23 protein-coding genes, 2 pseudogenes and 1 riboswitch are annotated in these 23071 nt (G+C 69.7%); of the genes and pseudogenes, 15 read left to right on the top strand and 10 right to left on the bottom strand.

Going from position 1 to position 23071, the window contains the following annotated elements; translation table 11 throughout:
* Window positions 1-27: 27 nt before the first annotated feature.
* Window positions 28-1137 carry a sensor histidine kinase gene (locus G7071_RS10215; protein WP_107706271.1) on the bottom strand — a complete coding sequence of 370 codons (1110 nt, stop codon included), beginning with the start codon at window positions 1135-1137 and terminating at the stop codon, window positions 28-30.
* Window positions 1134-1898 carry a response regulator transcription factor gene (locus G7071_RS10210; RefSeq protein ID WP_010834855.1) on the bottom strand — a complete coding sequence of 255 codons (765 nt, stop codon included), beginning with the start codon at window positions 1896-1898 and terminating at the stop codon, window positions 1134-1136. The genes G7071_RS10215 and G7071_RS10210 overlap by 4 nt, the downstream gene beginning before the upstream one ends.
* A 140-nt stretch (window positions 1899-2038) precedes the next feature.
* Here G7071_RS10210 and G7071_RS10205 point away from each other — a divergent pair, with 140 nt between their 5' ends.
* The 9 genes and pseudogenes from G7071_RS10205 (at window position 2039) to G7071_RS10165 (ending at window position 8932) form a co-directional block, all read left to right on the top strand.
* Window positions 2039-2299 (top strand): SHOCT domain-containing protein, encoded by a 261-nt coding sequence (locus G7071_RS10205; protein ID WP_166318163.1) that lies wholly within the window; start codon window positions 2039-2041, stop codon window positions 2297-2299.
* A gap of 22 nt (window positions 2300-2321) precedes the next feature.
* Window positions 2322-3869, top strand: a complete 1548-nt coding sequence (locus G7071_RS10200) for a multicopper oxidase family protein (RefSeq protein WP_010834853.1) — start codon at window positions 2322-2324, stop codon at window positions 3867-3869.
* Between the two features lie 2 nt (window positions 3870-3871).
* Window positions 3872-4315 (top strand): hypothetical protein, encoded by a 444-nt coding sequence (locus G7071_RS10195; protein ID WP_198016896.1) that lies wholly within the window; start codon window positions 3872-3874, stop codon window positions 4313-4315.
* Window positions 4316-4484: 169 nt separating this feature from the next.
* Window positions 4485-4730, top strand: coding sequence for a YgaP family membrane protein (locus G7071_RS10190; RefSeq protein ID WP_010834851.1), 246 nt, complete (start codon window positions 4485-4487; stop codon window positions 4728-4730).
* Window positions 4727-5005: a hypothetical protein gene (locus G7071_RS10185; protein ID WP_156887283.1), complete on the top strand. Its 279-nt coding sequence runs from the start codon at window positions 4727-4729 to the stop codon at window positions 5003-5005. The genes G7071_RS10190 and G7071_RS10185 overlap by 4 nt, the downstream gene beginning before the upstream one ends.
* Before the next feature lie 49 nt (window positions 5006-5054).
* Window positions 5055-5776, top strand: a pseudogene (locus G7071_RS19230) (ATP-binding cassette domain-containing protein).
* Complete coding sequence (locus G7071_RS10175; protein WP_166318158.1) at window positions 5773-7299, top strand: ABC transporter permease; 1527 nt, start codon at window positions 5773-5775, stop codon at window positions 7297-7299. The pseudogene G7071_RS19230 and the gene G7071_RS10175 overlap by 4 nt, the downstream one beginning before the upstream one ends.
* Window positions 7300-7751: 452 nt before the next feature.
* Window positions 7752-8168: a DUF6153 family protein gene (locus G7071_RS10170; protein ID WP_036491578.1), complete on the top strand. Its 417-nt coding sequence runs from the start codon at window positions 7752-7754 to the stop codon at window positions 8166-8168.
* Between the two features lie 125 nt (window positions 8169-8293).
* Window positions 8294-8932 carry a hypothetical protein gene (locus tag G7071_RS10165; RefSeq protein ID WP_166318155.1) on the top strand — a complete coding sequence of 213 codons (639 nt, stop codon included), beginning with the start codon at window positions 8294-8296 and terminating at the stop codon, window positions 8930-8932.
* 184 nt (window positions 8933-9116) lie between these two features.
* Here the strand turns inward: G7071_RS10165 and G7071_RS10160 are convergent, their stop codons facing one another.
* The 3 genes from G7071_RS10160 to G7071_RS10150 form a co-directional block, all read right to left on the bottom strand.
* Entirely contained in the window at window positions 9117-10130 is a 1014-nt protein-coding gene (locus tag G7071_RS10160; protein ID WP_010834846.1) for a site-specific integrase, read from the bottom strand.
* A 426-nt stretch (window positions 10131-10556) separates the two neighbouring features.
* On the bottom strand, window positions 10557-10772 hold the full coding sequence (locus G7071_RS20005; protein WP_166318152.1) for a histidine phosphatase family protein: 216 nt from the start codon (window positions 10770-10772) through the stop codon (window positions 10557-10559).
* Window positions 10712-11155, bottom strand: coding sequence for a histidine phosphatase family protein (locus G7071_RS10150; protein ID WP_166318149.1), 444 nt, complete (start codon window positions 11153-11155; stop codon window positions 10712-10714). The genes G7071_RS20005 and G7071_RS10150 overlap by 61 nt, the downstream gene beginning before the upstream one ends.
* Before the next feature lie 16 nt (window positions 11156-11171).
* Window positions 11172-11300: riboswitch (cobalamin riboswitch) on the top strand.
* Window positions 11301-11441: 141 nt separating this feature from the next.
* On the opposite strand from G7071_RS10150, the pseudogene cobN reads away from it, so the two are divergent.
* The 6 genes and pseudogenes from cobN (at window position 11442) to G7071_RS10120 (ending at window position 19066) form a co-directional block, all read left to right on the top strand.
* Window positions 11442-14941, top strand: a pseudogene (cobN, locus tag G7071_RS20000) (cobaltochelatase subunit CobN).
* On the top strand, window positions 14938-15669 hold the full coding sequence (gene cobF, locus G7071_RS10140) for a precorrin-6A synthase (deacetylating) (RefSeq protein WP_246209928.1): 732 nt from the start codon (window positions 14938-14940) through the stop codon (window positions 15667-15669). The pseudogene cobN and the gene cobF overlap by 4 nt, the downstream one beginning before the upstream one ends.
* Window positions 15670-15676: 7 nt before the next feature.
* Entirely contained in the window at window positions 15677-17155 is a 1479-nt protein-coding gene (locus tag G7071_RS10135) for a cobyric acid synthase (protein WP_166318146.1), read from the top strand.
* On the top strand, window positions 17152-17871 hold the full coding sequence (locus G7071_RS10130; RefSeq protein WP_166318143.1) for a cobalt-precorrin-6A reductase: 720 nt from the start codon (window positions 17152-17154) through the stop codon (window positions 17869-17871). Before G7071_RS10135 ends, G7071_RS10130 begins: the two co-directional genes overlap by 4 nt.
* Window positions 17868-18392, top strand: coding sequence for a bifunctional adenosylcobinamide kinase/adenosylcobinamide-phosphate guanylyltransferase (locus tag G7071_RS10125; RefSeq protein ID WP_166318140.1), 525 nt, complete (start codon window positions 17868-17870; stop codon window positions 18390-18392). The genes G7071_RS10130 and G7071_RS10125 overlap by 4 nt, the downstream gene beginning before the upstream one ends.
* Window positions 18389-19066 (top strand): (2Fe-2S) ferredoxin domain-containing protein, encoded by a 678-nt coding sequence (locus tag G7071_RS10120; protein WP_246209927.1) that lies wholly within the window; start codon window positions 18389-18391, stop codon window positions 19064-19066. Before G7071_RS10125 ends, G7071_RS10120 begins: the two co-directional genes overlap by 4 nt.
* A gap of 4 nt (window positions 19067-19070) precedes the next feature.
* Here G7071_RS10120 and G7071_RS10115 read toward each other — a convergent pair whose 3' ends face one another.
* The 5 genes from G7071_RS10115 to cobT form a co-directional block, all read right to left on the bottom strand.
* On the bottom strand, window positions 19071-19883 hold the full coding sequence (locus G7071_RS10115; protein ID WP_246209925.1) for a CbtA family protein: 813 nt from the start codon (window positions 19881-19883) through the stop codon (window positions 19071-19073).
* A 75-nt stretch (window positions 19884-19958) separates the two neighbouring features.
* Window positions 19959-20177 (bottom strand): CbtB domain-containing protein, encoded by a 219-nt coding sequence (locus G7071_RS10110; RefSeq protein WP_166318137.1) that lies wholly within the window; start codon window positions 20175-20177, stop codon window positions 19959-19961.
* Window positions 20178-20326: 149 nt separating this feature from the next.
* The gene (locus G7071_RS10105; RefSeq protein WP_166318134.1) at window positions 20327-21268 is read right to left on the bottom strand and encodes a cobalamin biosynthesis protein; all 942 of its coding nucleotides are present in this window, start codon (window positions 21266-21268) and stop codon (window positions 20327-20329) included.
* Window positions 21265-22029 (bottom strand): adenosylcobinamide-GDP ribazoletransferase, encoded by a 765-nt coding sequence (locus tag G7071_RS10100; protein WP_166318131.1) that lies wholly within the window; start codon window positions 22027-22029, stop codon window positions 21265-21267. Before G7071_RS10100 ends, G7071_RS10105 begins: the two co-directional genes overlap by 4 nt.
* Window positions 22029-23069: a nicotinate-nucleotide--dimethylbenzimidazole phosphoribosyltransferase gene (gene cobT / locus G7071_RS10095; protein ID WP_166318128.1), complete on the bottom strand. Its 1041-nt coding sequence runs from the start codon at window positions 23067-23069 to the stop codon at window positions 22029-22031. The genes G7071_RS10100 and cobT overlap by 1 nt, the downstream gene beginning before the upstream one ends.
* Window positions 23070-23071 lie beyond the last annotated feature (2 nt).

The following is a 23071-nucleotide window of genomic DNA, read 5'->3' as shown; positions in this document are numbered from 1 at the left end:
CTTGGGACCAAAGTCCCTCGCCTGCCGTCAGGCTGCGGGGATGCGGACGGTGAAGGTGCTGCCGTGTCCGGGTCCGGCACTGGTGGCGGAGATGCCGCCGCGGTGGGCCTCGATGAGGGCCTTGGCGATGGCCAGTCCGATGCCGGAGCCGCCGTGGTGGCGGTCGCGGGCCGTGTCGACGCGGTAGAACCGGTCGAAGAGGTGGGGCAGGTGTTCTGCGGCGATACCGTCGCCGGTGTCGGCCACGGCGTACTCGACCCAGTCGTCCACCCGCCGGCAGGACACCGTGACGCGGCCGCCAGCCGGGGTGTGACGGAGCGCGTTGTCGATCAGGTTGCCCAGCACTTGTCCGATCCGGTCGGGGTCGACATCGACCCGGCCCGCTGGGTGCAGGTCGACGTCGAACCGGACACCCTTGGCCTCGTAGCGATCGCGAGCCGCGTCCACGGCCGTGGCAGCGACCTCGGTCGCATCCACGGAACGAGGATCGAGGCGCAGGTCTCCTTCCTCGGCGTGCGAGACCGCTCCGATGTCTTCGGCGAGCCGCCGCAACCGGTGGGTCGAGGAACGCAGCACCGTGACGGTGTCGGAGTCGAGATGGCGTACTCCGTCCTCGAGCGCCTCGAGGTGGGCGTCGATGGTCGCCAGGGGTGTGCGCATCTCGTGAGCGAGGTCGGCGAGCATCTGACGTCGCGTGGATTCAGTGGCCTCTAGTCGACCGGCCAGACGGTTGTACGTGGCCGCGAGGGTAGCGAACTCGGCGCCCAGACCCGGGTCGTCGACGTACGTGTCATAGCGGCCCGCGGCGATCTGGGACGAAGCCGCGGCGACGTTGCCGATCGAGCGTTGGATGCGGCGGCTGAAGTACCACGACACCGCGAGTGCCGCAGCGACCGCGGCGACCAGCGCGACGCCCACCGACACCAGCATGGCCGAGGCGAAGGCCTCCTCGAGGTGTTGGGTTTCCTCCGTGCTGTGCGTGTCGCCGGCGCGATCGAGGTGCTCGTGAAAGATGCTGGGCCCGACCGCGGAGGCGACCAGCCAGATGGTCAGAGCTCCGGCGACCAGGACAAGGGATTGTGCGAGGAGCAGCCGGGTGGAGAACCGCGGGCCCCGCCCCGCCGGACCCCGGGTCATGCGCCGGAGCCCATCCGGTAGCCGATACCTCGGACCGTGCGCACGAACCGGCCCACAGCAGCATCGTCGCCGAGCTTACGACGCAGGTGGCCGATGTGGACATCGACGAGATGCTCATCCCCCACCCACGTCTGACCCCACACGTGGTCGATGAGTTGACGCCGGCTGAAAGCCATCCGGGGACGCTGCGCCAGTGCCGCGAGCAGGTCGAACTCGGTGCGGGTGAGCGCGACCGGCTCACCGCCGAGCCACACGTCGCGGCCCTGCACGTCCACCTTCAGCTCTGCGAACCTCAGATCATGGTGCTGATCCTCCGCCTCCCTCGGTGTCCGGGGCCGGCGCAGCATCGCCTGGATGCGGGCCATCAGCTCGCGGGGACTGAACGGCTTTGTCATGTAGTCGTCGGCGCCGACCGACAGGCCGATGAGGGTGTCCACCTCTTCGCTGCGGGCAGTCAGCACCACGACGTACGCGTCACTGAACGTGCGGATCTGCCGGCAGACCTCGATCCCGTCCAGCGTCGGCAGCCCCAGGTCCAGGACGATTACGTCGGGGTCGACGTCACGGGCAATGAGGACCGCCTGCAGCCCGTCGTGGATGAGAGTGGTCTCGAATCCGTCGCGCTCCAAATAGCTGCCCAGGACTCCGGCGAGGCTGGTCTCGTCCTCGACCACGAGCGCCCGCAGCCCGGAGGGCGACTTGGGTGTGCCCGCAGCCGGACCGGGGGCGGTGGGGCCGGCGTCATTGTCCATGCCGCCCATCGTGACAGCCCTCATGCCTCGAGCTGTGCGAGCGGACGGTGCCGAGCGCCGATCTTCAGTGAACCTTCATCGAATGGTGACCGGAGGGCGCGGGTGCGGCACCGACAGTGAAGGCCAAAGACACGTAGGAGCTGAGGACCATGATGGGCTGGAACCACGACGGGCTGGGCTGGGGCGGTTGGCTGGTGATGCTGCTCGGCATGGTCGCATTCTGGGGCTTGGTGGTGTGGGCGGTCGTGGTGCTCTTCCGCGACACCCGCTCAGGCGACACCCGGCCAGCACACCGCGACCCCCTGGACATCCTCGGGGAGCGGTTCGCCCGCGGCGAGATCGACGAGACCGAGTACCTGGCCCGCGCCGAGGTGCTCCGCGCAGCCCACCGCTCACCCTTGCGCCACTGACTTTCCGCCAGGCACCATTTCTATGAAGGGCTCCACCTTGCCATCCGTCTCGCGCCGCACGCTCGTCCAGGCCGCCGCCGGCCTGGCCAGCGTCGCTGCCGTGGGCAGCCTGTCCGCCTGCAGCGACAGAGCCAGAACGCTCACGCTGGTCCGGCCCGGCTCCCCCGCCGTGGCGGCCGCCGAACTATCCCGCCGCGTCCCGGGTCGTCGGGTCGTCTCGGCGCGACTGACCCCCCGGCCGGTCACGGTCGACCTCGGGGCCCGGACCGTCGACACCTGGGCCTACGGCGAGCAGGTCCCAGGGCCGATGCTTCGAGCGCGCGCCGGCGACCTGCTGCGCGTCACGGTCGACAACCAGCTTCCGGTCGAGACGAGCGTGCACTGGCACGGCCTCGCGTTGCGCAACGACATGGACGGCGTCCCGCACCTGACCCAGGACCCCATCCCAGCCGGCAAATCGTTCGACTACGAGTTCACCGCCCCGCACCCAGGCACGTACTTCTACCACCCGCACTCCGGCGTCCAGCTGGACCGGGGCCTGTACGGCGTCCTGATCGTCGACGACCCCGCAGAGCCCGGCGGCTACGACGACGAGTGGATCGTCGTCCTCGACGACTGGGTCGATGGCACCGGCCGCACCCCCGACCAGATCCTCACCAAACTGCAGCAGGTCAGTGGCAGCGACGGATCCATGGGCGACATGGAGGGGATGGACCACGGCTCGATGATGGGCGGGTCGATGATGGGCGAGATGGGCGGCATGCAGTCCCCGCTGCTGGGTAGTGCGGGTGACATCGTCTACCCGCACTACCTTCTCAACGGACGGACCCCCACTGATCCAGTCACACTGTCGGCGAAGCCGGGTCAACGGGTCCGGATCCGGTTCGTCAACGCCGGCTCAGACACCGCGTTCCGGGTCGCCGTTGGTGGACACCGGATGACCGTCACGCACAGCGACGGCTTCCCGGTCGCGCCGGTGCTCACCGACGCGCTGCTGATCGGGATGGGCGAGCGTTTCGACGTGACCCTCACGCTGGGCGAGGGAGTGTTTCCCCTGGTCGCCTCGGCGGAGGGAAAACAGGGCCAGGGGCTCGCGGTGATCCGCACCGGGACTGGGCGCCCCCCTGTCGCGGGCGTGAAGGTTCGCGAGCTGTCGGGCCAGGTGCTGCTCGGCACCGGCCTGTCGGCGGCGGAGTCCGCCCGCTTGGACCGGCGGTCGATCGACCGACGTCACAACCTCGTCCTTGCGGGGACCATGGCGCCGTACCGGTGGACCATCAACGGCAAGACGTTCCCCGACGCCGAACCCCTGCCGCTGGTCCAGGGGGAGCGGGTCCGGCTGCGATTCGTCAACCAGTCGATGATGTTCCACCCCATGCACGTACACGGGCACACCTTCGCCTTGGCCAAGGGAGGGGCTCGCAAGGACACGGTCATCGTCCGCCCCATGGAGACCCTGGACGTGGACCTGCAGGCCGACAATCCCGGCCAGTGGGCGGCCCACTGCCACAACATCTACCACGCGGAGACCGGCATGATGACCACGCTTTCCTACCAGGCCCGGGAGTGACCGTGTCCGACCATCACCCTGCGACATCGGCCGACGCGGTCAAGGGCCTTCGTCACGAAGAGCCCGCCGTCGGCGAGCAGCCCCCACACCGTGGTGTCCTGGCCGCCGCCTGGAGCGCGGTGACCGCGCTCGTCGGCGGCATCATGGGCCTGCTCCCCCACCTACTGCACCACGTGGGACTGCTCGGAGGTGCGGTGCTGGTGACCGGCGTCACCGGCAACGTGGCGTTTGCCGTGCTGGGCCTGGTCTTCTCCCTCCCCCTGCTCCGGCGCCTGTACCGACGATTCGGCACGTGGAAAGCACCCGCCCTCGCGCTGGCCGTGTTCGCGCTGATGTTCTCGCTCTCGGCCCTCGTCATCGGTCCCGCCATCAGTGACGCCGACCCACAGCCAGCACCCGTACCCACCGAGCAGGTCGATCCCGACCACGACGAACACCACGACTGACAGCTCAGGCCAACCCCCACCTCCCGAAACGACGCGCCGCGTACCCCAACACCCCGGCGGGATCTTCAAAGAACCTTCACGGAACAGCCAGAGCGATCTTGACCCCCAGGGACGACGCTCAGAAGTGCAAGGACCCGGACACGCCGGGTCGGGGAAGGAGCTGAGAGTCATGGCAAGGAGTTGGAAGGTCAACATCACGCCGGCCGAGAGAATCGCACGAATCGTGGTCGGAGGTTTCGCCGCGGTTGCCGGAGTCGCCCTGCTCACGTCAGCCTCGGGTGCGCTCGTGGTCGTCCTCGAGTTGCTCCTCGTGCTCGCCGGCCTCGACCTGGTCGTCACCGGCGCGCTCGGGCACTGCCCGCTCTACGCCCGGCTCGGCCACGTGCCGACATCACTGAAGGAGAGGACATCATGACCACCCCGACCCCCGGCCCCCGCCGTCCGTTCCACGACCCGTCACCGACAGCTACCCCGGAGACCGGACACACCCACTCACCCGAATCCAGTCAAGGAGCACACGGGGCACACCGATGGATGATGATGATCTGCTGCATCCCGATGGTGGTGATCGTGGTGCTGTTGCTGGCCACAGGAGCAGCGGGCTCCGGTGCAGTGCTGTGGGCTCTGGGTTGCGTGGCGATGATGGCCGCGATGATGTTCATGATGCCCGGCGGCCACAACCACAAGTAGGTACTCAACGGGCTCCTCAGTCCCGGCGAGATGGCCCCTCGAAGAAGTGATGACGATGCAACGTCTGTTCAGCATCAAGGTAGCGGCGCCCGACCAAGCCGAAACCCTGGCAGCCGAGCCGAAGGGTGCCACTCACGAGGGGTCAGTTCTCACCGCACGAGGGATCGAGAAGTCCTACCGACACAACCTATGGTCACCCCAAAACCGCGTTCAGGTTCTTACCGGGGCCGACATCACCCTCGGGCAAGGCGAGGTCGTCGGCCTCGTCGGTGAGAACGGGTCCGGGAAGTCAACACTGATGAGGATCCTGGTGGGAGACCTGCGGGCCGACGCAGGCACCCTCACCAGGAGCGGCCTGGTCGGCTACTGCCCCAGGAGCCGTTGGTCTACCCGCGACTGACCTGCGACGAGCACTTCGAGCTGTTCGGCCACGCCTACGGTATGACCACTCAACATGAGCGGGAGAGCAGGGCGGCCATCTACGACTCGCTGGGTTTCGAGCGCTTCGCAGAGACCCGGGCGGAGCGACTCTCGGGCGGCACTCTGGCCAAGCTCAACCTGGGTCTGGCGCTGCTGCCCGATCCGGCGCTGCTGCTTCTGGACGAGCCGTACGCCGGGTTCGACTGGGACACCTACCTGAAGTTCTGGGACCTAGTGGACGAGCGGCGCGTCGCCGGTCGCACGGTCCTGATCGTCAGCCACTTCGTCGTCGACGAGGCGCGGTTCGACCGGATCGTCGAGATCCGCGATGGCAAGGCGTGGCCGCGATGACCACCACCGCTCTGCTTGTCCGACGCTTCCTGGCCGACTACACCAGGAACGGTCCCAACCTGGTCCTGCTCGCCGTCATCCCCGTCGTCTTCGTCGTGGTCGCGGCCCCGCCCATGGCTGACGCCGCCCGGCTGCTGGGCGGCACCGGAGGCGGCCCCGCCGTCGAAACCGTCACCGCAGGATGGGCGGCCGCCTTCCTGTCTGCGGTCGCGATGTACTTCCAGATCTCGACCGCTCGCACCACCGACCGCCGGCTCGCGCTCGCCGGACTGGCACGGCTGCGGCTGGCGACCGCTCGGCTGACGGCCGGCGCCGTCCTGGCCCTGATGGCCACCCTGGTAGCGGTGCTCGCACTCACCGCCCGAGGACCGGTCGACGACCCGTGGCGGGTCGCCACCGGCACAGTCATGTTCGCAGTGGTCTACCTCGGACTCGGGGCGGTGGTGGGTGCGCTCGTCCCGAACGCGGTCAACGGCACCGTGATCCTGATGTTCATCTGGATCCTCGACGCCTTCTTCGGCCCCACCCTCAGCGGCTCAGAGTCCGCTGTGCTGCGACTGCTGCCCACCCACTTCATCTCGCTGTGGACGGTGGCCCTGCCCTCGGGACACGGTGGACCCGAAGAGCTCGCGGTGTCGCTCGGATGGGTGATCACCGCACTTGCTCTCGCCCTGTGGGTCATTGCCAGCACCACAACCACGGGGCGCACCCGACGGGCAAGCCGCACGGGGCGGGTCGGCCAACTGCTCACGAGCCTGCGCATGGGCTGGCACGACTGGCGGCGTACCCCGGTGCTGTGGCTCCTGCTCGCGATCGTCCCGGCAGTCTTCATCCTCCTGTCCGACGCGGTCACCCCACACGGGCACACCCCGGTCGTACTCCGTGAGGCCGGCGCCAAGATCACGTCCATGGTCGACCCGGCCGAGATGCACGGCGGCACCATGGCACCGGTGGCCATCGCATCGTTGGCCGCCCTGGTCGGCGTCTTCGTCGTCCTCGACGCCCGCGCCGCCGACCGTCGCCTCGCCTTGGCAGGACAACGCCCGTCCGTGCTGCTGGCCACCCGGCTCACCATGGTGCTCACCGCCGCCGCCATCGCCACCGCGGTCTCACTCGCGGTCACCGCCACTGTGTTCGACGCCCGCAACTGGGGCGTCTACATCGGCGGCGTCGCCCTGCTCGCCGTCACCTACGCCCTGATCGGCGTCGTGCTCGGCCCGGTCTTCGGTCGGGTCAGCGGCACCTTCATGGCCTTCCTCATACCGTTTCTCGATCTGGGCATCGGCCAGAGCCCGATGCTGCGCGGCGAACCGGCGTCCTGGGCACACTGGCTGCCCGGGTACGGCGGAACCAGGGTGATGATCGACGGCGCACTCACCAGCGGCTTCGACGAGGCCGCCTCCCTCACGCTCGGACTCGGATGGATAGCCGTCCTCCTCCTCACCGCGACCGTGCTGCTACGCAGCATCGCCGGCACTCCCCTACCGAAACCATCACGTAGGGCGCACCCGGCGCACGCATGAAACGAAATTGAGGCGATACAAATGTTCAAGCACATGACTCAGTTCGCTGCCATCGGAACTGCTGTGGCGGCCGGGGTGCTCACCGTAGGTGCGACCACCCCGGCGGCGGCCGCAAGCGACTTCGGCCACCACGTCAGCACCTGCGCCCAGACCATGGGCTTCAGTGGCGACCACAACCCCGGAATTCATCAGGGCCGCCACGGTTGGGGCCCAACCCACCCCTGCTGAACACGGCCTGGATTGAGCCCGCTACCCCCCCCCGGGTAGTTGGTTGGGCTCAGAGCCCGAGGTCGCGGCTCGAGGTCGTGGCGCGGCCCCCTCCCACGGATCTAGCCAGCACGTAGGACGGTGACCGAGCACCCCCGTTCTGGGCCGTGACTCTCGACGCATTCCCGCGTGTTGACGCCTTCAGTTTGGTAATTCGCTACATGGCCTCCGTATGGTCTTCAAGCGTGACCGGGCACAGGAGGCAACGCAGCGCCCTGGTGCTGGCGACCCTCTTTGCGGTTATCTTCGGCGTCTTCGCCATGCACTCGCTCACATCGCACGAGCGAGGTCATGCCGGCCATGCGGCACTTCCGCTCGCTGCGGAAGCGGCCGACCGCGGGCACCACACCGAACCCGCTGGGACCAAAGCGCCACAGTCAGCAGACTCCGAGTCGCCCGCCGACGATGACAACGGCAGCGTCACCGAGTTGTGCATGGCGCTTCTCTGCCTCATGGCCGCGCTCATTGCACTCGCGCTGAGCCGTGGCATCTCGCGGGGAATCCTGTACATCGCACCCCGGTGGATCGGCCCACGCATCGCTGTTCTCTCGCGATCCGCAGACCCTCCCTGTCTGCATCGTCTGTCGATTCTGCGCTGCTGAGCAGACGACCGGCGCCACGCCGCACCATCACTCGGTGCCGGCGCCGCTTCCGCCTGCTCTCACACACCCAGATTTGAAAGGCACCATCAGACATGACAGTTCAGAATGACCTCTCCCCCGAAGACGTGACCGCCTACGAGGCGGAGCTCGCGAAACGAACTCCCGGGCTCTACTCGCGCTACATCGGCGCGATGCTCTATTTCATGGGCGCCGCCCTCATCGCCGGCGCCGTCGTCCACTACCCGATCGACCCGCTTCAGTACACCGTCATCTGCATCGTCGGCGCGTTCGTGTTCCTGCTCGGCACGATCGTGAACGAGTTCATCCTCGCCACCGAACGACCGAACGCCCGACAGGCCCTCGGCCTCGTCGCCTTCTCCCTGCTGCTCTCCTTCGGCGTTGGCATGGTTGGCGGCGGCATCCAGCACTTCACCCAGTTCCCTGAGCGCTCCGCGATGATGACGCCGATCGGCCTCGTGATGTCGTTCGCCGCGTTCATTGCCAAGGACAACGACGGCCGGTGGCGGCACGCGTTCAGCCTTTTTGGCGCCGGCGTACTCCTAGTCGCCGGACTTACCTGGGTGGGCATGACTGCAATCGGTACGACCATCGATTCCGAGGGCCACAGCCACGGCGGGGACTCGACGTCCAACGCGCCTGAAGCCCCGGCCGAGGCACCGGCAGGCGAGGACCACACGGGCCACGAGCCCAACCAGGCTCCGGCCGAGCCCGCCGACGACGGTCACACGTCGCACAGCCACTGACCCCGGGTCTGCGGCGGGCCGCGCGCCACGAGTGCGCGGTCCCTGCAGGTCAGCCACACGCCATGAGTTGCTGCGGGCACCCGGCCATTCATGTGATGAGGTTTGACAGCAGCGCCGCAAGGCAACCTGCGGGGGCTGCAGATCGACGCCCGGCGCATCGTCGCCGCGATCGCCCCGACGGCTACTACAGCCCGAGGTCCTTGCTCGAGGTTGTCGCGAGTGCCTCGAGGGGGCGGATGTAGCGGTTGAGGAGGACGGAGAGGTCCTTGTGTCGGGTCTGTGCCGCGATTCGGTCGAGTGGGACGCCGGCGAGAGCGGCAGTGGTGGCGTGGCCGGCGCGCATCGAGTGGGCGGTGATCCGGGTGCCGTCGAGTCCGGCGGCTTCGGCCCTAGCGCGGAGCATCCGCGCCGGAACATGTCCGCTGAGCGCCTGGAGACTGACGGTGCTCCCCCAGATGCGGGTGAAGACCGGTCCGGGGGCCGCGCCGCGGATCTCGCGCCAGGCGTTGAGGGCGGCGACGGGGTCGGTGGCGGCGTGCTGTCCGTGGGCGACGCCCACCACCTCGCCGTGGCCTTCGGGGTCCGTCTTGGACCGCCGGATGTGGAGCAGGAACCCAGCGGGCTTGTCCTCGACATCGGCCAGGGTGAGGGCAACGAGCTCGGAGCGTCGCAGGGCCGAGGCGTAGCCGAGCAGGATGATCGCGGCGTCGCGGACACCGATCGGGGTGCTGCGGTCGATGCCGTGGATGATCTGACGGATCTCTTCCACCGACAGGGGTCGGGCGAGACGCCGGGGGGCTGAGCCGTAGGTACGACGAAGCCCGCGCCGCACCTGGCGGACGGCGAGGGCGTCTGCGGGGTTGTGCAGGTCGCACGTGAGGTGGACATGGCGGATCACCGTGCAGATGAGGTCGAGGGTGCCCATGGCACGGCCGGCGGCGGCCTGCTCGGTCAGGTAGGCGCACACCGCTAGCGGGTCGCTCGGCAGGACCGTCACTCCGCGGCCGGCGCACCAGCGTTCCCATCGCGACCAGACGCCGGCGTAGACGCGGCGGGTCGACTCGGTGCGGGCCGCAGCGATCGCGGTGGCGATTCGCTCCCCATCGGTGTCGGTCAAGCCGCGCGGCATGATGCCGATCGGGTCGACGGGGTGGACAGGGGCGGTCGCCGGCAGCGCGGCGCTCATCATCGTGGTCATGGCCCTGTCGTAGCGGCGACCATGCCAGCCCCGCCCACCGGCCGGACGTCTCACCGCTGCACACCGCGGTGGTTCGTCAGAAAAGGCTGAGTTTCTGATGACATTTCGATGACATGTCGAATCCAGCTGCCGCCCAAGCGCGGTCGCGACTGCGGATGGTCGAGCGGTTGGCTCGATAGCTCATCCAGGCGTCGACCAAGTGCGCCGGGAACGGCTCGGCGTGGTTCCGAGCGAGTGCCTCCGCACTGACGGGCACGTCCTGGCCGTCGGCACCGACACGCGGAAATGGGGTCAATGTGAGAGCTCACCACACGTAAGAGAATCGTCAGGCGTCCGTGGCTAGCTGGTTTGATCATCAGCGGACCCGGAGCCACCCGATCTCTGCGACCTACCTTCGGGGATCGTCGCCTCCCGGGTGAGGGCACGCTAGCGGCCCTCTAACCCTAGTTGCGCGAGCCACCCGACCTCGCCACTGCCATACCTCGCGACGGCACCGTTTTGCACCTCGACCCAGGGCGTGTCCGTCATCGACTGCCCGAGGAGGTGCGCGAGCGCGGAGCGGATCGCGTCGCCGTGGCTGATCAGCACCGTGGGAGTCCCAGGAGCGAGGTCCGCCAGGACTGCGGCCAGGCGGCGGCGCACCTCCCCGACCGACTCACCCCCGCCAGCGGCAGCTCGGGGTCCGACCAGTCGTGCAGCTTGGCCCGCGCCCAGGAGTTCTCGTAGCTGCGACCCTCCAGTTCCCCGAGGTGCTGCTCGCGGAGGCGGGCGTCCAGCTCGGGGACGAGCCCGATCCTCTCCCCCACAATCTGGGCGGTCTCGACCGCCCGAACCAGATCACTGGTGACAAGGCGAGCAGCGGGCAGGCCGAGCCGCGCCAGGTCTGCCGCGATCGCCTCGGCGGCGCCAGCGGCCTGCTCGCGGCCGATTGCGGTCAATCGGGGATGCTTCGTCTGTCCTTGCGTCAGGCGCCGGACGTTCCACTCGGACTCTCCGTGCCTGACGAGGTAGACCGGCGGGTGCACGGGCCCCAGTCTCCACTACGCTGAGGGTGCCCATGGCGCAGGAACCCGGTGCGACTCCGGGGCGGTTCCGCCACTGTGACATCCCGGTCCCCGTTTTTTGGACGGTCGGGTGCAGCCAGACACTGGCCACGGGTATCCCACCGATGGACGGGGCGAGAACCCCGGAGGAGGAACGCCCGCTGTGCGCATCGCTCTGCTCTCGACTTCCGACACTGATCTGCTCAGCGCTCGGGCCTCCGGCGCCGACTACGTGTTGGCCAATCCCGCCCGACCGGGTCACCAGTCGATGGCTGAGGTGATCGAGGGCTGCGACCTGGTCGTCGGTCGGTTGCTCGGCTCGCCGCAGGACCTGTGCTCCGGCTTCACTCGGATCGCCGCGACCGGGATGCCCGTCGTCGTCCTCGGCGGTGAGCAGCAGCCCAGCGCCGAGCTGATGGAGCGCTCGTCGGTGCCGACCGGGATCGCCGCCGAGGCTCATCGCTATCTCGCCGAGGGCGGTCCGGAGAACCTGCGCCAGCTGCACGCCTTCCTCTCCGACACGATCCTGCTGACCGGCGAGGGGTTCGACCCGCCCGCCGTGCTGCCCATGTGGGGGTACGCCGCCCGACCGGTCGGCGACGCGTCGCTCCCGCGCATCGGCGTGCTCTACTACCGAGCCCACGAGGCGAGCGGCAACACCGCCTTCGCGCATGCCCTGGCCGATGCCGTCGACGCCACCGGTCAGGCCGTCGGCATACCCATCTTCGCGGGGTCCCTCCGTGCCGCACCCGATGAGCTCTACACCGAGCTCGGCACCCTCGACGCCCTCGTGGTGACCGTCCTGGCGGCCGGCGGCAGCGTGCCGTCGACCGCGAGCGCGGGCGGCGACGACGAGGCCTGGGACGTTGCGCGAATGGCGGCCCTGGACATCCCGGTGCTCCAGGGGCTCTGCCTGACGGGCAGTCGGGCCGACTGGGAGGCTTCCGACGACGGCGTCAGCCCGCTCGACTCTGCGACCCAGATCGCGATCCCGGAGTTCGACGGCCGGATCATCACCGCGCCCTTCTCCTTCAAAGAGATCGATGCCGACGGCCTGCCCCACTACGTCGCCGACCCCGAGCGCTGTGCGCGCGTCGCCGGCATCGCGGTCAGGCACGCCCGGCTGCGATCGGTGCCCAACGCCGAGAAGAAGCTCGCCCTGGTGCTGTCCGCCTATCCCACCAAGCACTCCCGCATCGGTAACGCCGTCGGCCTCGACACGCCAGTCTCGGCGATCCGGCTGCTTCGACGCTTGCGTGATGCTGGCTACGACCTCGGCAGTGACAACCGGGTGCTCGAGATCCTCGACGGGACCGACACCGACACCGAGGCAGGCGACGCGCTCATCCACGCGCTGATCTCGGCCGGCGGCCAGGACGAAGAGTGGCTGACGTCAGGGCAGCTGACCGACGCCCACGTGCGGATCAGCGCTGCGGCGTACGGCGCCTGGACCCAAGGCCTGCCGCCCGACCTGCGTGACGCGATGGCCGACGCCTGGGGGCCGGCGCCCGGCAGCCTCTTCGTCAACGTCGACGGCGAGCTCGTGCTCGCGACCCTGCAGGCCGGCAACGTGGTGCTGCTGATCCAGCCGCCCCGCGGCTTCGGGAGAACCCCGTCGCGATCTACCACGATCCCGACCTCGCACCGAGCCACCACTACGTCGGTGCATACCGCTGGCTGGAGAGCACCGTCGACGACGGCGGCTTCGGTGCCGACGCGGTCGTCCACCTCGGCAAGCACGGTTCGCTCGAGTGGCTGCCTGGCAAGAACGCGGCCCTCTCGGCCTCGTGCGGCACCGACGCCGTTCTGGGCAACCTGCCGCTGATCTACCCGTTCCTCGTCAACGACCCGGGCGAGGGCGCGCAAGCCAAGCGCCGCGCCCACGCCACGATCGTCGACCACCTCGTGCCACCGATGGCCAGGGCCGAGGCGTACGGCGACATCGCCCGTCTCGAGCAGCTGCTGGACGAGTACGCCAACATCGCGGCGATGGACCCGGCCAAGCTGCCAGCCGTCCGGGGCGAGATCTGGACCCTGATGCAGGCGGCCCAGCTCCACCGGGACCTCGGCCTCGAGGAGCGACCCGACGACGAGGACTTCGACAACTTCATTCTCCACGTCGACGGCTGGCTCTGCGAGATTAAGGACGCCCAGATCCGCGACGGGCTGCACATCCTCGGCGAAGCACCGGTGGGCGAGCCCCGGGTCAACCTGGTGCTAGCGATCCTGCGCGCCTCCCAGGTGTGGGGCGGGGTCGGCAACGCAGTCCCAGGACTTCGTTCGGCCCTCGGCCTCGTCGACGTGGAGCAGGCCACCTCTGCAGACGTCGACGTCTTCGAGGCGCAGGCCCGTGGCCTGGTGGAGCAGATGGAGAAGTCGGGCTGGGACCCGGCTGCTGCCCTCGACGTGCACGAGGACCCCGACGTCCAACGGGTGCTCGCCTTCGCGGCGACCGAGGTCGTGCCCCGACTAGCCGGCACGTCCGATGAGCTGACTGCTGTGCTGCACGCTCTCAACGGCGGCTTCGTGCCCGCCGGTCCGAGCGGCTCGCCGCTGCGCGGACTGGTCAACGTACTCCCGACCGGGCGCAACTTCTACACCGTGGACCCGCGCGCAGTGCCCTCCCGACTGGCGTGGCAGACCGGTCAGGCGATGGCCGACTCGCTGATCCAGCGCTACCTCGACGAGACCGGCTCCTACCCCACATCGGTGGGACTGTCTGTGTGGGGCACCTCCGCGATGCGCACGTCCGGTGACGACATCGCCGAGGTGCTCGCCCTCCTCGGCGTACGCCCCGAGTGGGACGCCGAGTCGCGGCGGGTGCGTGATCTGGTCGTCGTGCCCCTCGCCGAGCTCGGTCGGCCGCGCATCGACGTCACGGTGCGGATCTCGGGGTTCTTCCGGGACGCCTTCCCGCACGTGGTGGCGATGCTCGACGACGCCGTGCGGATGGTGGCCGAGCTCGACGAGCCGGACGAGGACAACTACGTCCGTGCCCACGCCCACGCTGACCTGGCGGAGCACGGTGACGAGCGCCGCGCCACGACGCGCATCTTCGGGTCCAAGCCCGGGTCCTACGGCGCCGGCATCCTGCAGGTCGTGGAGTCGGGTTCTTGGCGCGACGACAAGGACCTGGCGGAGGTGTACACGGCCTGGGGCGGCTTCGCCTACGGTCGCGACCTCGACGGTGCACCGGCTGCCGACGACATGCGCGCCAACTACCGGCGGATCAAGGTGGCGGCCAAGAACGTCGACAGCGTCGAGCACGACATCGCCGACTCCGACGACTACTTCCAGTACCACGGCGGCATGATCGCGACGGTGCGTGCGCTCACCGGCACAAACCCCAAGGCCTACGTCGGCGACTCGACCTCGCCCGACGCCGTCCGCACCCGCACCCTGGCCGAGGAGACCGCCCGGGTTTTCCGCTCCCGCGTGGTCAACCCGCGGTGGATCGCGGCGATGCAGCGACACGGCTACAAGGGTGCCTTCGAGCTGGCCGCAACCGTCGACTACCTCTTCGGCTTCGACGCCACCGCGGGGGTCGTGCACGACTGGATGTACGAGAAGCTGGCGAGTGAATACGTCCTCGACGAGACCAACCAGGCCTTCCTGCGCACCTCCAACCCGTGGGCGCTGCGCGGCATCGTCGAGCGCCTGCACGAAGCCGCCGAACGTGGACTGTGGGCGGAGCCGGACCCGGGCGTGATGGCGGCGATGCAGCAGGTATACCTCGAGGTCGAGGGTGACATCGAGGATCGTGAGTGACAGGCCGCAGCAGGGTCAGGATCTTGGGGATCGGGATGGGCCCGCAGCACGTGACGCCCGAGGTGGCTGACGTCCTTCGGGCGTGTGACTACGTCGTGGCTGCGGACAAAGGGGACAACGACGGCCTGCTCGCCGCCCGGCGGGTCGTCGCTGGGGCGTACGGCGTGGAGCTCGTCGCCGTCACGGACCCGGAGCGGGACCGCTCGGACCCGGTCGACTACCCCGCCGCGGTGCGCGAGTGGCACGAGGCCCGCGTTGCGGCATACGAGACAGTGCTGCGCGAGCGCGGTGGTGAGGCAGCCTTCCTCGTGTGGGGCGACCCGTCGCTCTACGACTCGACCATCCGCATCGTCGAGGAGCTCGCGACTCGGCTCCCCCTCGACTACGACGTGCTGCCCGGCATCAGCGCACCGCAGCTGCTCGCTGCACGGCACCGCATCGTGCTCCACCCTGTGGGTGCGCCCGTGCACATCACCACCGCGCGGCGGCTGCGCGACGACGTCTCGGCAGGACAGACCAACCTCCTGGTCATGCTGACCTCGTCCCTCGACCTCGCCGGGCTCGAGGACTGGACGATCTGGTGGGGCGCCAATCTCGGCACCCCCTCGGAGGAGCTCGTCGCCGGCCGCGTGGGCGAGGTGCTCAGCGAGCTCGGCGCTGCCCGCGCCCGGGCGAAGGAGTCAGCCGGCTGGGTGATGGACGTCCACCTGCTACGAGCACCGGCATGAGCACCCCATGACCGGACTGCTGGTGGCGGGGACCACTTCGGATGCCGGCAAGAGCGTGGTGACCACCGGCCTGTGCCGGGCCTTCGCTCGCCGCGGGATCAGCGTGGCGCCGTACAAGGCGCAGAACATGTCGAACAACTCGATGGTCTGCGTCGCGGCGGACGGCACTGCGTCCGAGATCGGGCGCGCCCAGTGGGTGCAAGCGCTTGCGGCTCGGGTGACGCCCGAGCCAGCGATGAACCCGGTGCTTCTCAAGCCCGGCTCCGACCGCCGCAGCCACGTCGTACTGATGGGGCACCCGGCGGGCGACGTCTCCTCGTGCGACTGGGAATCCGGGCGACGGCACTTGGCGCGGGCCGCGCACGCGGCGTACGACGACCTGTCGGCGCGCTTCGAGGTCGTCGTCGCGGAGGGAGCCGGCAGCCCGGCTGAGATCAACCTCCGCGCCGGGGACTACGTCAACATGGGGCTCGCCAGTCATGCCGGGCTGCCCACCGTCGTCGTCGGCGACATCGACCGCGGGGGTGTCTTCGCGGCGATGTTCGGGACCGTGGCACTGCTGTCCGCGGCCGATCAACAACTGATCGCCGGGTTCGTCGTCAACAAGTTCCGCGGCGACGTCGACCTGCTGTCGCCGGGACTGGACTCGCTGGAGAGGCTCACCGGTCGACCCGTCTTCGGCGTGCTGCCCTGGGACTCCTCGCTGTGGCTCGACTCGGAGGACGCCCTCGACCTCGACGGCCGGCGGGGAGTCCACGGCGGCGCACGCAAGGTGGCCGTGGTGAGGCTGCCCCGGATCAGCAACTTCACCGACCTCGACGCCCTTGGGCTCGAGCCCGACCTCGACGTCGTCTTCGCTGCGAGCCCACGCGACCTCGCCGATGCCGACCTGGTCGTCCTGCCGGGCACGCGGGCGACCATCAGCGACCTCGCGTGGCTGCATGCTCGCGGCCTGGGCCGCGCGATCATCGAGCACGCGAAGCGCGGTCGACCTGTGCTCGGCATCTGCGGCGGCTTCCAGATGCTGGGGCAGACCATCGCGGATCCGCATGGGGTCGAGGGCGAGCCGGGCATCTGTGTCAAAGGGCTCGGCCTGCTCGATGTCAGCACCGAATTCGCCGTCGACAAGGTTTTGCGACTTCCGGTTGGTACGGCGCTGGGCACGCCGGCCTCCGGCTACGAGATCCACCACGGGCGCATCACCGTAGGCGCCGGACAGCCCTTTCTGGGCGGGGCTCGAGACGGGCTGGTCTTCGGCACGATGTGGCACGGCAGTCTGGAAGGCGACGAGCTGCGCCGGTCCTTCCTCGCCGAGACACTCGACCTGCGTCCATCGGCCGTGTCCTTCCCTGATGCTCGGGAGCGCCGTCTCGACCTGCTCGGCGACCTCGTCGAGGAACACCTCGACGTCGAGGCCCTGCTCGACCTCGCCCACGGCGGTGCGCCGTCCGGACTTCCGGTCCTGCCGCCCGGGGGTGCATCGTGAGGCTGCTCCTGCTCGGCGGCACCAGCGAAGCCCGCGAGCTCGCCGCCGAGCTCGTGGCGGCGGGTCTCGACGTCACCTCCTCCCTGGCCGGTCGCGTGGCCCGGCCGCGGCTGCCGGTCGGCAAGGTGCGCATCGGCGGCTTCGGCGGCATACCCGGAATGCGGGCAGCGCTGGCCGACTACGACGCCGTGGTCGATGCCACCCACCCCTTCGCGCTCGGCATGACGACCAACGCGGCCGCCGCGTGCACTGACCTGCCGCTGCTCCGGCTGGAACGGCCCGGCTGGACGCCGGACCCGTCGTGGTACTACGTCGAGTCACACGCGGACGCGGCCACCACTGCCGCCGATCTGGGAGCGCGACCCTTCCTCACCGTCGGGCGACAGGAGCTCGCTCGGTTCGTCCCGGCGCTCGGCGACCTTCCGGCGCTGGCCCGCGTCGTCGACGTACCCGATCTGTGCCTGCCGCCCGCTTGGGAGCTGATCACCAGCCGCGGTCCCTACACGCTGCCGTCCGAGATTTCGCTGCTGCGCGAGCACGGCACCGATGTGCTCGTCACCAAGGACTCCGGCGGCAGCTACACCTGGCCGAAGCTGGAGGCGGCGGCCGTGCTCGGCGTTGCCGTCGTCGTCGTACGCCGCCCACCAGGACCCGAAGGTGTCCGCACCGTCCACGCCGTCGCCGAGGCCGTGGCCTGGGTCGAGGAGCTGGCATGAAGATCCTGGTCACCGGCGGAGTGCGCTCGGGAAAGTCGCAGCACGCTGAATCGTTGCTGGCCAACGCGCCGTCCGTCACGTACGTCGCCCCCGGGCCGAGCGTCGAGGAGGACTCCGACCCCGACTGGGTCGCCCGGATCGCCGCCCATCGGGCGCGACGCCCTGCCACGTGGGCCACGGTGGAGTCGCGCGACCTCGCATCAGCCCTGCGCCTGGATGGACCGGTCCTAGTGGACTGCCTAGGCACCTGGCTGGCAGGCGTCCTCGATTCGGGCGAACTCTGGGACGCCTCCGCCAAGACGGTCACCTCGACCGTCGACGCCCTGCTCGATGATGTAGTCGCGGCTGTGGCGCTTCGCGACGACGTCGTGCTCGTGACGAACGAGGTGGGGCTTGGGGTCGTCCCCACCCACCGGTCCGGCCGCCTCTTCCGCGACCTGCTGGGCATGGTCAACCAACGGGTAGCCACTGCTTGCGTCGAGGTACACCTCGTGGTCGCGGGTCGGGTGCTCCGGCTGTGACCGCCCTCGTGCTCGTCGGGATGTCGGTCACCGACGTCGACCGCCGCGACGATCTGCTGGCCGCCGCCCGTGACCGTGACGCGACGGTGGCGTTCCTGCAGATGGGCGACCCGCCCCTCTCGCTCGAGCTGACCCGGCTGGCCGATCTCGGGGTCGGCGACATCACTCTCGTCGGGGTCAACCTGGGCCCCCTCGCACCCGCACACTCCTGGCTGCGTCGGATCGCCGGGCACTGGTTTCGCGAACGGGCCGGGCTCCGGCCGACCCTCAACGTCGCCACCCGGCTGGTCAGCTTGTTGGGAGACTTGGACGCGACACTCACCGACTGCAAGCCGATCTCTGGCACCGAACCCGGGCTCACCTCGACTGCCTGGGAGGGCGTGACCGGCCACCGCCGGCAAGTGCTCGTCTGCCGCGGTCCGCGCTGCACCGCTCGGGGCGGTGATGAGACCATGCGCACGCTGATCCTCGCTCTGATGGAGGCCGGGGTCGGCGACAACGACGTCCTAGTCACGCACACCGGCTGCCAGTTCCCCTGCAATCAAGCGCCCGTCGTCAGCGTCCAGCCCGACGACGTCTGGTACGGCGACGTCGACCCCGCCGCCGCGCGCGCCATCGTTACCGGCCACCTCGTCGGTGGCTCTCCCATCGAGAGCCACCGGCTCCCCCGCTGAAGGTTCAGAGGCTGGCGGCGAGTTCCCGGCGATGGGCGAGGGCTGTCTCCCGCGCGTAAAGCCGCGACACCAGGCCGGTCAGCACCACGCCGAGCACGCCCCACATGGTGGCGAGCGTGAGCATCGAGGAGAGTCGGAAGGACCACAACGTGTCGGCCGGGAAGTCACCCAGCTCGCTGACCGGCGCGAACACGAGCGCGGCCACAATCACCACAAGGAGGTACGCCGCGATGCCGGCGACCACCCCGCCGTACGTGCCGATCCGCTCACGTAGTCGGCAGGCGAGGTACGTCGCAAGGACGGCCGAGGCGACGGAAAGCAGCAAGAAGCCGAAGTAGAGGGCGGTTCGGTCACCGATGGTGTCACCGCTGCCGACGGCCGGGGGGGTGGCGGGATACTTCAAGAACGGCACGAGGGCCACCGACACGAAGCCGATCAGCGAGATCACGGCTGTCGACTGACCGGGCAGGAACCGGCCGATCCGTCCGAGGGTGCCGGCGGCGACCAGCGCGACCAGGCCGCCCCACGCGAGACCGATGGTGAGGCTCCCGGTGAGCAGGCCCCAGGTGCGTTGGGTCTCACGGGAGACCTTGAAGACCTCCTCATCCCCGGCCTCGTCAGCCGCGGGACTGTGTGCCTCGGGCTCCTCGCCGTGCGAGTGAGAGTCGGCCGCTCCGGCTTCCTCGAGCGCGATGGCGGCCTCGACGTGAGGCTCACCGACCTGGTAGCCGACGAAGAAGGCTGCCAGGCCGGCAAGGAGGCCGGCGAGGAGGCCGCGGACCAGAAATGCACGTGCGTTCATCAAGATTCCGTTCATGGGGTCGCCAATACCTCACCGGGCGCACTCAAGCGCTCGCCGGACAGTGAGAGGAAAAGGGGTGCTACTCAAGGATCAGTGGCAGGGGTAGCCGAGCAGGTGACGCCCGTCGTGGACCCACTCGTGGATCGCAGTGCCCGCGGGGATCGAGACAGCGCCCTGGTCGGCGCTCACGAAGAAGATGACCAGCGTTCCCAGCAGTCCGTAGAAGAGCGCCCAAGGGGCGAGCTCCCGGAGCGGGATGGTGGGGAGAGCGGGGGCACCGGCGACCGGTGCCGCAACAGAGTGCGACATGTGTCCTCCTCAGGGATACGTGCGTCCCTGGTTGATGGGTTTGGACGACCAATCGGGTCTGACTCCACCGATCAACCCTGAGGCTGAAGCGATGTCACAGTAGCGCGACTGTGCCGGAATTCCACCGGCTTCCTAGTGATCGTTGGCACTCACCCTAGCGGACGGCGAGGGTGTCTGAGCAGCCCGCCGCGGAGCGAAATCAACACAGATGTCAGGGCCGCGAAAGCTCCTACTCGACGCGCCAGCACAGTGGATCGCACGATGTCGTCGGCCCGGGCATCGCGTCCATCCCCCATCACCGCGCGATCCTCGATCCGGTCGCCGTAGTAGGTGTTGGTGCCGCCCAGCCGGACGCCCAGCGCGCCCGCGAAAGCAGACTCCACCACTCCGCCGTTGGGGCTGGGATGGGCGGCCGCGTCCCGGCGCCACGTCGAGGCTGCGACCTTCGCGCGCGACGGCGCCGCCACCAAGGTGAGGAGGCCGGAGAGGCGCGATCCGGGCAGGTTGGCGAGGTCGTCCAGCTTCGCCGAGGCCCACCCATAACTCTGGTATCGAGCATTGCGGTGACCGACCATCGCGTCGAGGGTGTTGACCGCGCGATAGCCGAGGAGTCCCGGAACGCCGCACAGCGCCCCCCACACCAAAGGCGCGACGACGGCGTCGGACGTGTTCTCGGCGACTGACTCGATGACGGCGCGCGAGACCGCCGACTCGTCGAGGACTGCGGTGTCGCGGCCGACCAGGTGGGTGAGTCGCTGGCGCGCGGCCGGCAGGTCGCCGGCGATCAGATGACCGTGTACGGCGCCCGCCTCCCGTTCGAGGGAACGCCCGCCGAGCACGGCCCACGTCGCGATGGCCGTGGCGACGACCCGCGGCGGGCCTCGTCGCTCGAGCATCACCCCGAACGCGACCGCGCCACCGACGAGGAGCGCGGTGTGCGCGACGCCGTGCGTCCGCGAGTCGGCGTACAGGACGCGCTCGACCGCTGCCGCCGTGGTGCCGAAGCCAGCGACGGGGTGGAAGCGTCGCGGGTCACCAAGCATTCGGTCGGCGGTGTAGCCGAGCAGCAGGCCGACAGCGCGGGACTTCATGTGAGGGCCACCAGGATCGCGGCGAGCGCGACCTCGATGCTCGCGCCGAACACGTCGCCGGTGACGCCGCCGAAGCGACGGGTTGTTCGCGCGACTACAGCGAGAACTGCGGCGAGCGCGACGAAGGCAGCGAGCGCTCCGCGCCACCACTCGAGACCGGCCCACGCGCCGGTGACTGCAAGGACGACCGCGGAGAGGGCCCATACGGAGACGGTCACCGGGACGGGCACGGTCTGGGTGTATGTGCTCCCGAGCCCGTCCGCCCGGGCTGCCGGGACACCGCGCGCGCAGCAGACCACGAGAGCCGCGCGGGATGCGCACACCGCGATGCCGGCCAGGATCGCGGCCTGCCACCAGTCGGGCAGGGAGAGTAGGCTCGCCAACCCCGCGACCTGGATCCCGAGCACCAGGACGATCGCCACGACGCCGGCCGGCCCGGATGTGCCGGACTTCATGACGAGCAGCGACCGTTCACGGTCGTAGGAGGCAGCCAGTCCGTCGACGGTGTCCGAGAGCCCGTCTAGGTGGAAGGCACGGTTGCCGAGGGTCACAGCGCCGATGGCGAGCAGCGCGATGACCAGGACAGGAAGCTGTAGCCAGTGACCGGCCAGCGCCACGCAGGTGACCGCGGCACCGAGGGGCAGGACCGCGGCCGGCGCGAGCACCATCGCGGCCGAGGCGCGCCGCCGGTCGACGGTCGTCGGCGGTCGCGCCGGGATCGCGGTGAGCGTCCCGACGGCGAGCCGCCAGGCGTCGAGCATCAGGACACGAGCTCGGAGAGCAGGGCCACGTCGCGCAGCAGCGCGGCAGCGCTGCGAACCACGGGGACGGCCGCGACCGCGCCCGAGCCCTCGCCGAGACGCAGACCGAGGTCTAGGAGCGGCTCCAGTCCCATCTTGGCCAGGGCGAGCGACTGGGCGGGTTCAGTGGAGCGGTGGCCTGCGGCGTACCACCCGACAGCGCCGGGCTCGATGCGGTCGGCGGTGAGCGCGCACGCGACGCTCATCAATCCGTCGAGCAGCACGGGTCGGCCCTCTTGGGCGGCGGCGAGCAGGAAGCCGGTGCTCGCCGCGAGGTCGGCGCTGCCGAGCGCGGCCAGGGTCTCGATCGGGTCCCCGGTCCTGGCACCGGCCCGGGCCAGCGCGGCGTCGATCACGGCCGTCTTGTGGAGCAGCGCCGCGTCGTCGATCCCGGTGCCGCGGCCGACGACCTCGGAGGCGGGCAGGCCGAGGCCGGCGGCGACCATGGCCGCAGCGGGGGTGGTGTTGCCGATGCCCATGTCACCGCTGATCAGCAGCTGGGCACCGGCGGCGATCTCCTCGCGCGCGACGGCGGCTCCCGCAGCCAGCGCGGCGCGCGTCTCGTCGAGGGTGAGCGCGTCCTCGAGGTGGATGGCGCCGCTGCCGCGGCGGATCTTGTGCGCCGTCAGCGCCAACCTGACCCCCTCGTCGAGGTCGTCGAAGTCCTCGTCGACACCGAGGTCGAGCACGCGGACTGCGACGCCGTGGGCCGACGCCAAGGCGTTGACGCCCGCCTTGCCGAACAGGAACGTGCGGACCATCGCACCGGTGATCGCGGGCGAGAACGCCGACACTCCATGGGCTGCGACACCGTGGTCGCCCGCGAAGATGACGAGCCGGACGTTGTCGACGGGCACGGGCGGCACCTGGCCCTGGCAGGCCGCCACCCACACGGCGAGGTCACCGAGCCGGCCGAGAGCGCCGGGCGGTGTGGCGAGCGCGGCCAGCCGCTTGGTGGCGTGGTTGCGGGTGATGTCGGAGGGCGCGGAGACGTAGGCCATGG

This window comes from Nocardioides piscis (assembly GCF_011300215.1).
Lineage (GTDB): Bacteria > Actinomycetota > Actinomycetes > Propionibacteriales > Nocardioidaceae > Nocardioides > Nocardioides piscis.
The sequence above is the reverse complement of the archived record's forward strand: the minus strand, read 5'-3'. Positions and strand labels throughout refer to the sequence as shown.

What these genes read in the sequence shown, in the direction of transcription:
- G7071_RS10200 (WP_010834853.1), top strand. Translation starts at nt 2,322, where the DNA reads ATGAAGGGCTCCACCTTGCCATCCGTCTCGCGCCGCACGCTCGTCCAG.
- G7071_RS10105 (WP_166318134.1), bottom strand. Translation starts at nt 21,268, where the DNA reads ATGAAGTCCCGCGCTGTCGGCCTGCTGCTCGGCTACACCGCCGACCGA.
- G7071_RS10160 (WP_010834846.1), bottom strand. Translation starts at nt 10,130, where the DNA reads ATGACCACGATGATGAGCGCCGCGCTGCCGGCGACCGCCCCTGTCCAC.
- G7071_RS10205 (WP_166318163.1), top strand. Translation starts at nt 2,039, where the DNA reads ATGATGGGCTGGAACCACGACGGGCTGGGCTGGGGCGGTTGGCTGGTG.
- G7071_RS10100 (WP_166318131.1), bottom strand. Translation starts at nt 22,029, where the DNA reads ATGCTCGACGCCTGGCGGCTCGCCGTCGGGACGCTCACCGCGATCCCG.
- G7071_RS10210 (WP_010834855.1), bottom strand. Translation starts at nt 1,898, where the DNA reads ATGGGCGGCATGGACAATGACGCCGGCCCCACCGCCCCCGGTCCGGCT.
- G7071_RS10115 (WP_246209925.1), bottom strand. Translation starts at nt 19,883, where the DNA reads ATGAACGGAATCTTGATGAACGCACGTGCATTTCTGGTCCGCGGCCTC.
- G7071_RS10185 (WP_156887283.1), top strand. Translation starts at nt 4,727, where the DNA reads ATGACCACCCCGACCCCCGGCCCCCGCCGTCCGTTCCACGACCCGTCA.
- G7071_RS10190 (WP_010834851.1), top strand. Translation starts at nt 4,485, where the DNA reads ATGGCAAGGAGTTGGAAGGTCAACATCACGCCGGCCGAGAGAATCGCA.
- G7071_RS10125 (WP_166318140.1), top strand. Translation starts at nt 17,868, where the DNA reads ATGAAGATCCTGGTCACCGGCGGAGTGCGCTCGGGAAAGTCGCAGCAC.
- G7071_RS10215 (WP_107706271.1), bottom strand. Translation starts at nt 1,137, where the DNA reads ATGACCCGGGGTCCGGCGGGGCGGGGCCCGCGGTTCTCCACCCGGCTG.
- cobT (WP_166318128.1), bottom strand. Translation starts at nt 23,069, where the DNA reads ATGGCCTACGTCTCCGCGCCCTCCGACATCACCCGCAACCACGCCACC.
- G7071_RS10110 (WP_166318137.1), bottom strand. Translation starts at nt 20,177, where the DNA reads ATGTCGCACTCTGTTGCGGCACCGGTCGCCGGTGCCCCCGCTCTCCCC.
- G7071_RS10135 (WP_166318146.1), top strand. Translation starts at nt 15,677, where the DNA reads ATGACCGGACTGCTGGTGGCGGGGACCACTTCGGATGCCGGCAAGAGC.
- G7071_RS10175 (WP_166318158.1), top strand. Translation starts at nt 5,773, where the DNA reads ATGACCACCACCGCTCTGCTTGTCCGACGCTTCCTGGCCGACTACACC.